Source organism: Pelagicoccus mobilis, assembly GCF_016595505.1.
In the GTDB taxonomy this organism is placed as follows: Bacteria; Verrucomicrobiota; Verrucomicrobiia; order Opitutales; family Opitutaceae; genus Pelagicoccus; species Pelagicoccus mobilis.
This window is the reverse complement of the sequence record NZ_JAENIL010000006.1, coordinates 13,978-30,067: the sequence shown is the minus strand read 5'-3', so window position 1 is coordinate 30,067 and position 16,090 is coordinate 13,978. Positions and strand designations below refer to the sequence as shown.

Genomic DNA, 16,090 nt, shown 5'->3' with positions numbered 1-16,090 from the left:
GAAAAAAGAGCTCTATCCCCGTTTTTCATGAACCTGACCTCAATTGCATCTCAATAATCCCAATAAACAATGATCCCTCCCATGTCTCTAGGCGCAGCAGTTCGATCGATCGTTTCCCTCGTCGGTCTCTACTTCGTAGTTGCGAATCCATTGCTCGCGGCGAAGAAGCGTCCGAACATTCTCTTTATCATGTCGGACGACCATACTTGGCAGGCGGTTGGTAGTTATGGGAGCCGTTTGAAGGAGTATGCTCCGACCCGGAACATCGATCGCCTCGCAAATGAAGGCATGCTTTTCAAAAACGTCTTTTGCACGAACTCGATTTGTACGCCGAGTCGGGCCTCTATCTTGAGCGGTCAGTACAGCCACAAGAACGGTTTGATGACTCTCGTGGATACATGGAACCGAGACCACCAGCCCAATATGGCGGTGGAGTTTCAGAATGCGGGTTACCAGACCGCGATCATCGGTAAGTGGCATCTTCATTCGGAGCCGATCGGCTTCGACTACTACAAGGTGTTGCCAGGGCAAGGCCTGTATTTCGATCCGCTTTTGAAAGAAAAGGGGAAGCCTTGGCAGGACCATAACGATGGTGGTGAGCCGTTTAAAGGGCACTCCAGCGATGTCATTGCTGATGAAACGCTGAAGTGGCTAGATTCGCAGCGAGACGTTGAAAAGCCCTTCTTCTTGATGTGTCATTTCAAAGCCCCGCATGGTCTATGGGAGTATGCTCCACGTTTTGCTGATATGTACGAAGGGGTTCATATCCCAGAGCCGCACAGCTTGTTCGAAGACAAGAGCGACCGTTCGGATGGTTCGCGAGACTTTGGTAGTACGGTTTCGCCTACTAATAAGGTTCGCAATCGGGTGGAACGCATGCAGGGCGAATTTTGGCCTAATGGTTCCCTGGATATCCGAGGCATGGATACGATCGAGCAGACGAAGGCAGCGTACCAACGTTACCTAAAGGACTATCTACGGTGCGTAGCCGGAGTGGATGAGAACGTGGGGAGAGTTTTGGATTATCTGAAAGAGGAAGGTTTGTACGATGATACGCTGATCGTTTATACCGGAGACCAGGGAATGATGCTCGGAGAGCATGACCATGTCGACAAGCGCTGGGCGTTCGAGGAATCCTTGAGAATGCCGTTCATTGTTCGTTACCCGGGGATGGTGGAAGCGAATAGCATCAACAAGGACATCATCAACAACGTGGATTTCGCTCCCACCCTTTTGGATTTTGCGGGCGTTGAGATTCCTGGCGAAATGCAAGGGCGCTCTTTCTTGAAGGGCCTGAAAGGGAAGACGCCTAAAGGCTGGCGTCAGTCGACCTACTATCGCTACTGGATGCATCGGGCCCATCATGATATTCCAGCCCATTACGCGATTCGCACCGAGCGCTTTAAGCTTATTTTCTACTACGGATTAGCTCTGCATCCAAGAATGGATGAGATCTGGGCTCATGGGCCTGGCGAAGAAATCAATGAGCAGAACCTCCATCAGGTCTCCTCCTGGGGCGCGACTCGCCCAGAGGCGACACCCGCTCGATTAGAGCTCTTCGATTTGGAGAAAGATCCGTACGAACAAAACAATGTGTATGGAGACCCCGCCTACGAAAAGGTTGTCGAAGAGTTGAAAGCCCAGTTGTTGGAACTGAAGGTGCATGTAGGAGACCTGGACGAGGCTTATCCAGAATTGCTAGAGCGAAGAAACTCAGTATGGTGATTCTTTAGAGACGAAATTTTGATTGTGGAGATTAGATGCTCATGAAGTTTTTTCATTTCGTATTTTCCGTTCTTTGCGCCTGCTCGTTGGCGAACGCAAAAGCTGAATCAGCTTTTCCCGCCCGTTTGCCAGAGGAGAAACCGCAGGATAGGGCCCTAAGCTCCGCTATGCATCGTTTTTACGATGAATGGGAGGGAAAGGAGGACTACAGCAAAGAGCTGTATACGGCTTTCAAATACACCAAGCTCGAAGGCTTCGAGGACATACCGAACTTTTCCCGACGCGATCCGACGAAAGTAATCCGAATCGACGGGGTCTACCATGTCTGGTACACGGGGCGAAAGACTGAACACGCTCCTGTTGGAGCGAAGGCGACTGATACGATTCCCGCTACTGATTGGGATTTGGCTGACATCTGGCACGCTACGAGCAAGGACGGGTATGTGTGGGAAGAGCAGGGGGTTGCGGTGAGTCGCCCACCAGAGGGGGTCTACGGACACCGGACAATTTGCACTCCGGACATACTCATTTGGGAAGGGAGGTACTACTTGTACTTTCAAGCGTACAAGGACTTCTCGTACCCTTGGGGGCAGATCTATTGTCCAGTGAGCGTTGCTCACTCGGATTCTCCCTATGGCCCTTGGACCTTTGTGGAAGAACCTGTCGTCTGGCCGGGGGAGAAAGAGGACTGGGATAACGTAAAGATCAACGACCCGTATCCAATTGTTTACCAAGACAAGATCTACCTCTACTACAAAGGGGCACCCGTTGAACGAGGTCACGAATTCATCAAACGTATGCAAGGAGTGGTTACGGCGGAGAGCCCCCTCGGGCCTTTTTTGAAATCGCCGCTAAATCCCATATTCAATTCCGGGCATGAAACGGCTCTCTTTCCTTATCGTGAGGGAGTGGCGGCTATTGTCAGTTTGGATGGTCCCGAGAAAAATACGATCCAGTGGTCGCCCGATGGTGAGAATTTCAAGATTGTCTCGCATGTCATGACGCCCCCCATTGCTCCAGGGGCCTTTGTGCCAGACGCCTTTGTGGGAAATGGAGATGGGCGTGGGATTACATGGGGCCTGTGTCATATCAATCCTGATGGAGGAGGGGCGACCAGTGAATCAATTCTAGCCCGATTTGATTGCGATCTGAGTCTAGACGCGGATCGGGAATACTTCAAACGGAGCAATCTTCGCTTTGGTGAAGATACTTACTTCAACAATCCGTTTGTGGTCGGAGCGAAGCTAAAAAAGCAAATCGCTCGGGATCAGAAGAAAGTCGATACCGATACTCTGGAAAGATCGCAGTAGGAACACTTTGTCTTTCTTTTTGGTTGGGGATTGGGGCTAAGTTAACCCTTTAGCAACGAAGGCAGTCACGATTTCTACGAATTGTGCTATTTTTTTGAAACACTTTGGCATTTCGCGACAAGTCGTTTTTGAGGATCTGGTATTGGGTCGGTTCACATTGAGAGTTAGGTGTGAAATTTGACCCGTTGCCACATCTCTTTTACTTGTATCCCTATACCCCTTGCTGCTTCGCCCGCTGTCCCGCCGATTTTCCCTATGTACCCATATTGAACACCCGTAGCTCTCGAACGAGCTTTGAAGTGCTCAAACCCGTTACCTCAACCTATATGAAAAAAGATAAACTACCTACCCTTGCAAGAGGGGGTGCAACGCTGATGCTATGCGGAGCTTTCCCTCTTTTCTGCTCGCCGTTTCTATCTGCTCAGGACGCGGACGAAGATGAAGAAATTTTCGAACTTTCACCTTTCACCATCGATGGTTCAGAGGATGAGGGGTATCGAGCGACCAGCACTTTGGCCGGTTCGCGACTTCGTACGGATTTGAAGGATGTTGGTTCCGCAATTTCTGTCGTCACCAAGGAACTGCTGGAAGACCTCGGAGCAGTGGACAATGAAACTCTTTTGTCCTATACCACCAGCACTGAGGTCGGAGGAGCCGAGAGCATTTTTACCGGAACTGGCAACGGTACAGCCATTAATGAACGAGGCAACTTCACGAGCCCGAACAGCAATACTCGTGTTCGTGGTCTCGCGAGGGCGGACAATACTCGCGATTACTTCCTGACTGATGTCTCTTGGGACAATTATGTCGTTGATCGCGTTGATATGCAGCGTGGTCCCAATGCGATCCTGTTCGGTCTCGGAAGCCCCGCAGGTATTGTAAATGCAACTACGCACGAAGCCACGTTTACCGATAGCAACAAAGCGGAGCTTCGATTCGGAAGTTACGGTAGTGCCCGTATGATGTTGCGAAGTAATCGTGTGATTTTGGAAGACGAATTGGCGATCAAGTTCGCTTTATTGGGGGACCGTCAGAAGTTTCGCCAAAATCCCGCATTCGATAACGACGAGCGCTTTTTCTTGGCTGCTAAGTACGTGCCGAGTTTCTTGAAAGGAGATTCCACTGATTTTTCCATCAAGGCGAACTTTGAGCGCGGCAGTATTGAGAGCAATCGCCCACGTACCCTCACGCCCCAGGATAACATCACGCCTTTCTTCCGCAGTGTGAAGGACTCCGATGGAGAATTCAACCAGCTTGGGGGAATAGGCGGACGGCTTTTCGATCCCTTCGATGTGCGCAATGCCAACAAGGGGGTAGGATATGGCCAAACTCAGCCGGTTATAACCGTAGACGGTGATGAAGTGCCCAATCCTGACTATATCCCTGGCTTGGGGAATTTCAGCGGAGCTCAAGGGCCTGCGTGGATTTGGGACTCTGCAGGCGCGACATCTCCTTATGCGGTCCGAACCCTGGGCGTAAACCGTCGCGGAGGGATAGGCCCTGACGGTACCCTCGATGGAGGGCTCGGGATCGATTTCGGTAACTATGTGACTATCGAGGATTATGATGACTATGCAGTTTCGGCTGAACTGCCCGCGTCCGAGCTCGGTCAATATAAGCGCCGCCATTTGCAGGACCGAACGGTATTTGATTTCTTCAACAATCTAATCGACGGTCCGAACAAGCAGGAATGGTCCGATTGGGATGTGTTCAACGCCCGTATTTCTCATACGTTCCTCAATGGTAGCCTTGGCTACGAGTTGTCGTTCTTCGACCAAGAGTACAGCGCCGGACGGACCGGAATTCTGGGTTGGAACGATTCGATCTATGTCGACCTGAATTCCACTCTCATGGACGGCAGCCCGAATCCGAACGCAGGGCGTCCTTATGTCGGTGACGTTATGATTGGCGCAAACAACATCACAACCCGGGATCGTGATGCGGCTCGTGCGACAGCCTATTTTAAGCACGACTTCCTGGCTAACAATGAAGGTTGGGTTTCGCGCTTGTTGGGTAAGCATATCTTTACTGGTCTCGCATCGGAGAGTAGCCAAGAGGTTGATAACCGTACCTTCCACCGCTACCGTATGGATCCTACATGGGTTGACTATCAGACGAAGGGAAAAGGTGTTGCGGACCTCGATCTGCAAAACTCACATAACCTCGTATCCACGATCCACTACATTGGAGATTCTCTTGTAGGGAAGAGCTCTGCCTCCGGTTTGAATCTCTCAGCGATTCAAGCAGTGCAGTTGCCGTCGACTGCTCCGATTTACACCTTCGACTCTCAATGGAACGCTCCTGGTATTGATCCAGCGGCTGATTGGATTGACCCACGTACCGGCAATACTTCAACGCAATCTGAGAACCCGGCCAACTATGTTGGCTGGACCTTCCGCGATCACGTGCTCACGGACTCGCTAAACGATCCGATCGCGATGGCGAACAATACCTCCAATGGGAATCTCTCCCGCAACGAGATCACATCCGAAGCTTTGATCTGGCAGGGGTATTTCTGGGATGGGGCGATTGTTGGCACCTATGGCTGGCGCGAGGACGAATTGAAAACCTGGAACAAGACGGCTCCGACCAATAAGTTCGCTCCTGAGTCGAATCCAAATTTGAATACGAAGATCGCGAATGTTGATCCGGATATCTATAATCTCGATTTCGATCCGAACGAAGAAGGCGGGCAATCGCATTCATACAGCGTGGCCGGTCACTTGAACGAGTTGCTCGGTTCTCCAGACTGGATGCCGTTGAATGTAAGCCTGTATTACAACGAGTCGGAAAACTTCCAGCCAGGCGCGGGACGCAATGACATGTTCGGTCTTCCGATCGCAGCGCCTTCCGGAAGCACGCGTGATAAGAGCATCCTCGTTTCGACAAAGGACAATAATTACTCCCTTAAAGTAACCAGGTACAAGACAACGGTGAATGACGCTAGTTCGGCCTATTTGGCCAATACTTGGATCATGGGTAACATTGTCGCTCTTGGCGAAACATGGTCCAATGTTTTCAACTACAACTTAAAGCGTAATCATTGGAACAAAAGCGACGTGGTCACCAATGGGGCACATCCTTGGTACTACAACATGAAGAACCCTGACGGTGTCTTCGACCAAGAGTATGAGGATTTGGTAGTGGCAGACTGGCGGGCTTTCCGTGATGAGTTGATCACTACTTTCCCAACCTTCGCTGATGCTTGGAATCTCACAGGACTCGGTCAAGGTGGCGAGAACATCAGGTTCACCCAGAAGAATCCTACTGGCTTGAACTTCACAGAGGACGCGACTTCCATCGGAACGGAGTACGAGTTTACGGCTCGTCCGACCGAATCGCTTCGTTTGACAATGAACGCTTCAAAGATCGAAGCCTTCCGAAACAACGTGGGAGGCCAGCAGGTGATCCAATTCGTAGAGATGGTGGACCACTGGTTAGCTACATCTGAAATTGGTAATCTTCGTCTCTACGGTGGGGGTGGTAAGAACAATATCCGGAAGCAGTGGAACAAGTTCCGCGCTCCTTATTCGCTCACCAAATTGCTTGAAGGTACAGCGTCTCCTGAGCTGCGTACTTGGCACTTCAACGCTGTGGGTCGCTACGAGTTCAAGGACGGTCGCTTCAAGGGCCTTGCCCTCGGTGGCGGGGTACGATGGGCGGACGACGTTATCCTTGGTTACGACCTGACCGAGGACGAAAACGGTGATCCTGTTTACCACTTGGCAAACCCACATGTCGGTCCTGACGACACGAAGGTCGATTTCATGGCCAGCTACAGCACCAAGATTGGTAACGGCGTTAAGTGGCGTATCCAACTGAATGTGCGAGACCTTCTTGCGGATAAGGATCTGATTCCGCTCTCCACGCAGCCAGACGGTTCTTATGCAGCCGTACGTATCCCAGGATCCACTACTTGGCAGCTAACCAATTCATTCGATTTCTAGTATAGGTTGAACTGTAACGGTACAGCCCTTTCAGGGCGAACAATGGAGGAGCTGCCGCGGAGACGTGGCAGCTCTTTGTGTTGGAAATTAAATTTGAACCATACCGAATGGGGAAACAGCAGAACGAAGCGCAACAACGTATAGAATCGGAAAGGATGAACGTAGGTCTATGGGAAAAATAGTGAATGTGATAGTGGTCATGATTCTTACCTTTTCTGGGGTAAGTACGCTGGCAAATGAAGCTTCTGTATTTCCGGGGGTGATGCCCGAGGAGAAACCTACTGGGTTTCCGATTAGCGCGGCGGTGGAACGCCTCTACGATCAGTGGAATCCGCATGAGGATCGCGGCAACGAGTTGTACAGTAATTTCAAATACTCGAAGTTGGAGGGCTTCGTGGACAAGGGCAGCACCTCGCGACGTGACCCGACTAAGGTATTGAAGATCGACGGAACCTATTACGTCTGGTACACGCGTCGTCAGACCGAATTGCCTCCTGCTGGACCGCAGTTGGCCACGGATACGCGCCCCTCCTTCGATTGGGATTTGGCGGAAATCTGGTACGCGACCAGTAAGGACGGTTTTACTTGGGAAGAGCAGGGTGTTGCGATAGAGCGTCCCGCGAAACCGGGCTATGGTTGGCGCTCTGTATCCACTCCAGACGTACTTGTATGGGAAGGGAAGTACTACCTCTACTACCAAGGCTTCAATGAGATCCCTGGGTTGCAGGGGGATCGTGCGGCAGCCACGGTTGCTGAAGCGGATTCACCTCATGGCCCTTGGAAGGCGCTGGGCAAGGTTGTCGTTGATTTTGGCAAGCCGGGCGAATGGGACAGCAACGCGATCCACGACCCGTACCCATTGGTATTCAATGGAAAGATCCACCTCTACTACAAAGGTTCCCCTGGGAAGGGGGGAGCGGACGGGACGCTGGTGCGAGCCCAGGGGGTGGCTATCGCTGAGCATCCGTTAGGACCATTTGTGAAGTCGCCGCTGAATCCGGTGCTGAACTCCGGGCACGAGACCTGTCTCTTTCCTTGGAAGGACGGGATCGCGGCTCTGGTGAGTCTTGACGGGCCAGAGAAGAATACGGTCCAATTCGCTCCGGATGGAGTGAACTTCGAGATGATGTCGATTGTGCAAGTGCCGCCGCTCGCTCCCGGACCTTTTGTATCAGACGCCTTCGCGGACAATGGCGACGGACAAGGCATTACTTGGGGGCTTTGCCACATGAGCCCCCATGGGACGGGCGCGACCAACGAGAACAAGCTCGCTCGCTTCGATTGCGATCTGAGTCGCAAAGTCGATCGCCCCGAGTTCAAGCGCAACAACCTGCGATTTTCCGAAGAGACCTATTTTCAGAAGGGAATCGGGCTGACTAAGGGACAGAGAGCGAGAATTCTGAAAGAACAAGCCAATCTCGATTCTCATACACAATAGGAGTGTCTTAGTATGAAGAGCAAACTTCGTTCAAACGGTAATTCTTGGATACTGCCAGGCAGCTCGCTCCCATTTGTTAGTACTAGAATCGCTGCAAGGCTGAGGGGAGCCCTACTACTGTTGGGAGGTCTCATGCTTGCGATTGGAAACGTTAAAGGTGAACCCGAAACGAAGAGAAGCTCAGCGATGGAGCGATTCGAGGTCGATGATAGCCAGAACGAGTTTTATACATTGTTCCGCTATACTCCCGTTGAGGGGCTTGCATATGAGGAAGGGGTAGGGCGTCGTGATCCGAGTAACATTATCAAGGTCGGCGAGTTTTACTATGTTTGGTACACGAGGATTTCTGGTTCGAAACCGACGCAGAAGTGGCGGGATGCCCCCGAAACCTCGAGGGCGTACCGCTGGGATTTAGCTGAGATTTGGTATGCTAAGTCGCAAGATGGATTCGTTTGGGAAGAAAAGGGATTGGCTGTTGGTCGTGGCGTTAGAGGGGCCTTCGACGATCGAAGTGTATTCACTTGCAACATACTGATAGCGGAAGGCCGGTATTACTTATGTTATCAGGCTCAGTGCTTTCCCTTTCCTGAGTCGGATCAGCCAAATGTCATCGGCATGGCGAGAGCCGATTCTCCGGATGGTCCGTGGGAGAAACTGTCCGAACCTATTTTGAGGCCAAGCCCTCCACATCCTGAGCGCAAGGCGGGGGAGAAATGGCACGACGGACCCCTCGGGGCTTGGGATAGCTGGAAGGTGCACGATCCGGGGATTACTGTCTACAAAGGTAAGTATTGGTTGTATTACAAAGGGCAGCAATCTGGGCGCTGGCCCTTTGATTCCAAACTCGGTGTTGCGATAGCGGACAAGCCAGAGGGACCCTATATCAAGCATCCGTTGAACCCGTTGACCAATAGCGGGCACGAGGTTTGGGCTTGGCCGTATAGGGAGGGGATAGCGTTGATGTGTGATTGGGCGGGGCCTGAAAAGAACACCATCCAGTATGCTTCAGATGGGCTGAACTTCGAAGTGGTCGCCTCGGTAGAGGACATTCCCCCAGCAGGCGGATCCTACATCGAGGACAAGTTTTGGGATACAGGTGATGGTAAGGGGTTCACTTGGGGGCTCGCCTATGTGCGGGACGATTGGGATTGGTTGGTTCGCTACGACTGCGATCTGCACCGAGAAAAAGCGAAAACGGCCTTGGTGCCGTATCGCTATCGACACTACGGTCAGGTGAGGGCTGTCCTCGACGATCCGGCGAAGTTTAAAGATTCTCGGAGGAGAAAGAAAGCAATCGAAGGGGCGAAACAGTCATTTCAGGTGGAGAATAAGCAATAGAGATGTGGTTTGGTCGCTGATTGATTCGAGGGATCTGAATCCCTGATTTAGTCCGGATTCCGAAACACTTTGAGACAAGGGGACAAGGACAGATGACAAAGATAATTGTGAACCGAGTTTTGGCGACAGTCCTAACGCTTGCTGCTTCGACCCCAATGGCAGCGAGCTACGAAGAGAATTGGGAGTCGTTAGCGGCTCACAACGAATCTCCTGAGTGGTTTCGCGACGCGAAGTTTGGCATCTATTTCCATTGGGGGCCTTACTCGGTGCCTGCTTTCGGAAACGAGCACTACCCGCGGACCATGTATGGTACGGTCAACGGTAAGCGCCCTGTGGAAAACAAGCAGAAGCGCAACTACAACCTAGGCGTTGGCTTTCAGACCTTTCGCGAGCACTATTTCCACCTGGAGAAGTACGGTGAACCGAAGGACGTAGAGTACCATGATCTGTTCCCTGAGTTTCGGGCGGAGAATTTCAACGCGGAAGAATGGGCGGATCTTTTCTACTTGGCGGGCGCTCAATTCGCGGGACCTGTGGCTGAGCATCACGATGGTTACTCGATGTGGGATTCCGCACTAACGCCGTGGGATACGGTCGATACGGGACCTAAGCGCGATATCGTGGGCGAAATATCCAAAGCTATCCGCAAGCGCGGTATGAAGCTCGTCACGACCTTTCACCATGCCAAGATGGGGCAGGCAGCGGAAGGTAGTTCCGTGAAAGACCAAAGGCGCTGGCACTACTACGGCCGCCAGAAGTATTTCGAGCGTGTAGCTCCTGGGCACGTTGATGATCCGGAAGTCAGCAAGCTCTACGGCACGATGCCGTGGGAGGATTTTTTGGTGATGTGGAATGGCAAGCTCGAGGAAGTGATCGATGCGTACCAGCCGGACATCATCTGGTTCGATTCGTGGCTGGATCGGATTCCGGCGGAAAATCGTCAGAAGTTCGCGGCCTATTACCTCAATGCTGCTGATGATTGGGGCAAGGAAGTGGTCATCACCTACAAGCAAGAGGACATGCCGCAGAATCTCGGGGTGGTCGATTTCGAGAAGGGGCGCATGGACGACCTGACCGACTATACTTGGCTAACCGATGATACGATCAGCGCCGGCACGTGGACGACCACTGGTAGCTGGTCCTACACGGAGGAACTGATCATCAAGTCGAGCTCGGAGCTCGTTCATACTTTGATCGATATCGTGAGCAAAAACGGGAACTTGTTGCTCAACATCTCGCCTCGAGCGGATGGCACGATTCCCGAGGCTCAAAAGGAGTCGCTGCTCGGTGTCGGCAAATGGCTGCGAGCGAACGGCGAAGCGATATACGGAACGCGTCCCTTCAAAGTCTACGGCGAAGGCCCAAAGCGCATGGCTAGCAGCGGCCACTTCGTGCAGATGACCGGATCCTACAATGAGGAGAACATCCGCTTCACGACCAAGGATGATGCTATCTACGCCATCCAGATGGGCTGGGCGGGAAGCAAGAAGGAAGTGCTCATCAAATCGGTTATTCCGGAAAACCTCGAGGGTCGAACCGTGGCCAATGTCTCGGTGGTAGACTCGCCGGAAACCATTTCATGGGAGCAGGCGGATGAAGGCCTTCTGGTCACGACTCCATTTAAAGCGTCGAACAAGATCGCGATCTGTTTCAAAATAGAGACGGAGTAGGATCCGATTGTTTACAAAATTTCTGATACCCCAACAACAAATGAAAAAACTCGTTTCAATCACACTCTCCTCATTGCTATTATCGGCGAGCCTGTATGCAGGCGATCGATACGAACCGACTTGGGAATCTTTGGATTCGCGAGAAACGCCAGAGTGGTTTCGCGACGCGAAGTTTGGTATTTTCATTCACTGGGGCCTGTACTCCGTTCCGGCTTGGGCTCCGCGAGGAACCTATTCTGAATGGTATTGGCATGCCAAGGACGGGGACCAAACCGGCAAGCACCAGGCCGCGGTGGGCCGTGCTGCAGCGATCAACGAGTTTCACGATCGTGTGTACGGGCCGGACTTTGAGTACTCGGACTTTCGCCCGATGTTTAACTGCGAGATGTTCGAGCCGGAAGAGTGGGCCAAGGTCTTCAAGCAAAGCCACGCGAAGTATGTGGTTCTGACGGCGAAGCACCACGACGGCTACTGCCTATGGCCAAGTGAAGAAGCCTCCGAGAGTTTTGGCATGGCTTGGAATTCGGTGGACTCAGGGCCAAAGCGCGACTTGGTCGGCGATTTGACCCAAGCGGTTCGCGACGAGGATATAAAAATGGGCCTCTACTATTCGATTTGGGATTGGTTCAATCCGTATTGGCCAGAGGAAGACCAACCGACTACTAAGCAGAAACGTCCCGGCAACGATGTAACCCGCAAGAAGTACATCCACGAGGTCATGTATCCACAGTTCAAGGAAATCGTGGACGACTATCAACCAGCAGTTATCTTTTCAGACGGAGACTGGTGGATGGATGATGAGAAGTGGGAGACGAAACCGCTCTTGGCTTGGCTGTTCAATAACGCGCCTAACAAGGACGAGGTGGTGATCAACGACCGTTGGGGAAAAGTTCGCGGAGAGCATGGCGGGTATTTTACTACTGAATACGGTTCTGGATTTGAAGACCCAAGTATCCTCTGGGAAGAGAACCGTGGTATCGGGAAGTCCTTTGGATACAATCGTGAAGAAACCTACGATGATTACAATTCCGAGCAGCTCTTGATATTCATGCTGGTGGATATCGTTTCCAGAGGAGGGAATTTCTTGCTCGATATCGGTCCCACTGCGGACGGACGTATTCCCGTAATCATGGAAACCCGTTTACGCGAGATGGGTGCATGGCTGGATGTGAATGCGGAAGCGATTTTCGAAACGCGTCGCTGGAAGCGCGACTGCCAATGGAGCGAAGGAGAAATGAAAGAATACACCAAGCACGACCACCACCATGGAAACCCGATCTTCGAAATGACGATAAACCCGGCTCCTGGTCAGGCGGTCAAGCAAGTCTATTTCACAAGTAAGGAAGACTCTGTTTACGCGATTACCCCGGGCTGGCCTGAAGGAGACGAGTTGATTCTCCGGGACTTGAAAGTGGGATCAGCGAGCGAAGTTACGCTGCTCGGATCGGAAAAAGAAGTGTCCTGGTCTGCGGATGACGATGACCTACGAATTTCGTTGAAGGACTTTAGCATAAACGACCTCCCGCAAGTGGGGCAGATGTATGTGTTCAAGATTACTAAGGTGGAAGGCTAGACTGCGTTCTTTCTCTCGTTCGACTGTCTCCCAATGAAAATCTGGATACCCCTTGTTCTCGTCTGCTTGGCACCCGTTTTCACTGCGGCTTCCTCTCTAAAGGGAAGCCGCCCAAACATCATCTTAGTGATGACGGATGACCAGGGCATGGGGGATCTCTCCTGTCTTGGAAACCCGCTTCTGGAAACGCCAAACATCGACCGTTTTTACGAGCAGTCGACCCGCTTTCGGGAAATGCATGTCAGTCCCACCTGCGCCCCGACACGGGCGGCTATGATGAGCGGCCGTCATGAGTTTCGTAATGGAGTGACGCATACGATCAAGGAGCGTGATCTGATGGCGCTTTCGACCACGACCTTCCCGCAGCTCTTGCTTGAAGCCGGATATGAAACCGGAATCTTCGGAAAGTGGCATCTCGGAGATGAGGACGAGTACCAACCTTACAACCGAGGCTTTTCGGAGGTATTCATCCATGGAGCGGGTGGCATTGGTCAGAACTTTGAGGGAAGTTGTGCGGATTTTCCGCCCAACAGTCAGAAGTTGCCGGGTTGCTATTTCGATAACGTGATTTTGCATAACGACACTATCGTTCAAACGAAGGGATTTTGTACGGATGTCTTTTTTGAGGCAGCCCTTGGCTGGATGAAGCAGCAGTATGAGGCTGATCAGCCTTTCTTTGCCTACATCTCGCCCAATGCTCCGCACGGTCCCATGTATGCTCCCGATGAGTACAAAAAGAAGTGGCTCGATGCTGGTTGGGAAGAGAAAATCGCCGGTCGCTACGGGATGATCGAGAACATCGATTACAATTTTGGGCTCATGGCAGCAAAGCTCGACGAGTGGGATGCCTGGGATAATACATTGGTCATCTTCATGACTGACAATGGTCAGGCTGCGTCCGGCGGAAAACGAAACGGCAAACGCGAGAAAATGTACCGCGCCGGTTTTAAAACAGGAAAGGGGACTCCTTTCGAAGGTGGTACGCATGTCCCTTGCTTTTGGCGTTGGGATGGCGTTCTGGGCGCAGGAGAGGATGTCGGCGCCTTGGTCGCTCACATCGATTTCTTCAAGACCTTTTGTGATCTGGCGGGAGTCCAGATTCCCGACGGTATTCAGGAAATGGATGGTCGCACGATGTTGCCGCTTCTGGAAGATCCGAACGCGGCTTGGGAAGATCGCCACCTTTTCATCCACAAAGGGCGTTGGGAGAAGGGGGCGAATCCTGAGGGTAGCAAATTTTCCGATTGCGCTGTTCGGACTCAGCGTTGGCGTTTCGTCAACAATAGCTTGCTCTACGATATTGCGAACGATCCTTATGAAGATCATGATGTGGCCGCTCAGTATCCCGAAGTTGTGGAGCAACTACGCAAGGCTTACGATCAATGGTGGTCTGAGACCGTTCCCTTGATGGTGAATGAGGACAGGCCTTACGCGAAGGAACAACCGCAGGTCGTCCGCTACAACAAGCAGAAGGAAGAACGCGGGATCCCCGATTGGGTACCCCCGGAGCTTTAGTAGCTATTTTTCAAACCACAGTATCCTATGATTTCCCATTTTCGTTTATTTTGCATTATCGGCGTAGCTGCGTGTCAGGCCCTCGCGTTTGCGGTGGTAGATGAGAAGAAGCCGAACATCATCTTCATCATATCCGATGATCAGACCTATGAGTCGGTGAACGCGCATGGCTTTAAAGAATTGAAAACGCCTAGCCTAGATCGACTAGCTACAAACGGAGTTACCTTTACCCAAGCTTACAACATGGGGGCTTGGCAGGGGGCGGTTTGCGTCTCGTCCCGTACGATGCTGCAAACGGGGCAGTTTCTTTGGAAGACAAAGCAGGCTGATAAAAATCTGCAGACGATTGCTCAGAAGGAGCAACGTCTTTGGCCGCAGCTCTTAAAGCAAGCGGGCTACGAAACTTATATGACAGGCAAATGGCATGTGCACGTGCCAGTAGAGGATGTTTTCAACCACGTGGTGAATCTCCGACCGGGAATGCCAAAGCAAACACCCGAAGGATACAATCGTCCAATCGAGGGCGAGCTCGACGAGTGGTCCCCTTATGCGACGCAATTCGGTGGCAACTGGGCCGGTGGAAAGCACTGGAGTGAGGTCCTCGCCGATGATGCGGAGAACTACATCAATCAAGCCAGCAAGAAGGATAAGCCCTTCTTTATGTACCTAGCCTTCAGTGCTCCGCACGATCCGAGACAGGCACCTAAACGTTTCGTGGACATGTATCCACTGGAAGACGTACAAGTACCAGCGAGTTTCTTGCCCGAGTACCCATACAAACAGGAGATCGATTGTTACGAGATCCCATTGATGAAGAAAGGTAAAGTCGTGGGAACAAAGCTCGCTCGTGACGAGAGTCTAGCCCCTTGGCCACGTACCGAGTTTGCCGTCAGAACGCATCGCCAAGAGTATTACGCAATGATTACTCACATGGATGAGCAGATTGGCCGCATCCTCGATGCTCTCGAAAATTCAGGAGAAGCTGACAATACGTATGTTATCTTTACTTCTGACCATGGATTGGCGTGTGGTGAACATGGTCTCCTCGGCAAGCAGAACATGTACGAGCACAGCATGCGGGTGCCTTTCATCGTGACAGGACCGGAGGTACCTGCAGGGGAGCAACGTGACGCTCCAATCTATTTGCAGGACGCGGTGACTACTACCCTTGAGCTAGCGGGAGCGGAGATTCCAGATGAAGTAGACTTCAAGAGTCTTGTGCCAGCGATCCGTGACGCATCCGCTGACGCTCCCTACGATCGCATTTACGGCGCGTTCAAAGAAGACAAGCAGCGCATGATCCGCATTGGGGACTATAAGTTGATCCTGTATCCAGAAGCTGGTGTTGTTCGTCTCTTTAATTTAAAGGATGATCCTGATGAGATTCGCGACCTTGCAGGTGATCCTAGCCAATGGGCCCGCATTCGCGAGATGTTCATCTCTTTGCAGGAGCTGCAGGTTGAATACGGAGACAAACTCGATTTGTCGAAGAGCTATCCTGATTTGACTCTACGATAGGGCGGAGCTGAGCGTGGGGGCTCACTGAAACAGCGTTCAGTCTCGCGACAAGGTTT

The 16,090-nt window shown here is 51.9% G+C and carries 9 protein-coding genes; all 9 read left to right on the top strand.

Annotated features, from left to right (window positions below; translation table 11 throughout):
* Positions 1 to 81: 81 nt before the first annotated feature.
* The 9 genes from JIN87_RS04165 (at position 82) to JIN87_RS04125 (ending at position 16,034) form a co-directional block, all read left to right on the top strand.
* Positions 82 to 1,725: a sulfatase family protein gene (locus JIN87_RS04165; protein ID WP_200354267.1), complete on the top strand. Its 1,644-nt coding sequence runs from the start codon at positions 82 to 84 to the stop codon at positions 1,723 to 1,725.
* Between the two features lie 41 nt (positions 1,726 to 1,766).
* Positions 1,767 to 3,035: a glycoside hydrolase family 117 protein gene (locus JIN87_RS04160; RefSeq protein WP_200354266.1), complete on the top strand. Its 1,269-nt coding sequence runs from the start codon at positions 1,767 to 1,769 to the stop codon at positions 3,033 to 3,035.
* A gap of 326 nt (positions 3,036 to 3,361) precedes the next feature.
* Positions 3,362 to 6,982: a TonB-dependent receptor plug domain-containing protein gene (locus JIN87_RS04155; RefSeq protein WP_200354265.1), complete on the top strand. Its 3,621-nt coding sequence runs from the start codon at positions 3,362 to 3,364 to the stop codon at positions 6,980 to 6,982.
* Positions 6,983 to 7,181: 199 nt separating this feature from the next.
* Positions 7,182 to 8,420, top strand: a complete 1,239-nt coding sequence (locus JIN87_RS04150) for a glycoside hydrolase family 117 protein (RefSeq protein ID WP_200354264.1) — start codon at positions 7,182 to 7,184, stop codon at positions 8,418 to 8,420.
* Between the two features lie 12 nt (positions 8,421 to 8,432).
* Positions 8,433 to 9,758: a glycoside hydrolase family 117 protein gene (locus tag JIN87_RS04145; protein WP_200354263.1), complete on the top strand. Its 1,326-nt coding sequence runs from the start codon at positions 8,433 to 8,435 to the stop codon at positions 9,756 to 9,758.
* A gap of 92 nt (positions 9,759 to 9,850) precedes the next feature.
* Positions 9,851 to 11,428 carry an alpha-L-fucosidase gene (locus JIN87_RS04140; protein ID WP_200354262.1) on the top strand — a complete coding sequence of 526 codons (1,578 nt, stop codon included), beginning with the start codon at positions 9,851 to 9,853 and terminating at the stop codon, positions 11,426 to 11,428.
* A gap of 40 nt (positions 11,429 to 11,468) precedes the next feature.
* Entirely contained in the window at positions 11,469 to 13,001 is a 1,533-nt protein-coding gene (locus tag JIN87_RS04135; protein ID WP_200354261.1) for an alpha-L-fucosidase, read from the top strand.
* A gap of 33 nt (positions 13,002 to 13,034) precedes the next feature.
* Entirely contained in the window at positions 13,035 to 14,516 is a 1,482-nt protein-coding gene (locus JIN87_RS04130) for an arylsulfatase (protein ID WP_200354260.1), read from the top strand.
* 27 nt (positions 14,517 to 14,543) lie between these two features.
* A complete protein-coding gene (locus JIN87_RS04125; RefSeq protein ID WP_200354259.1) occupies positions 14,544 to 16,034 on the top strand; it encodes a sulfatase family protein in 1,491 nt (496 codons plus the stop codon).
* The last annotated feature ends 56 nt before the right edge of the window (positions 16,035 to 16,090 follow it).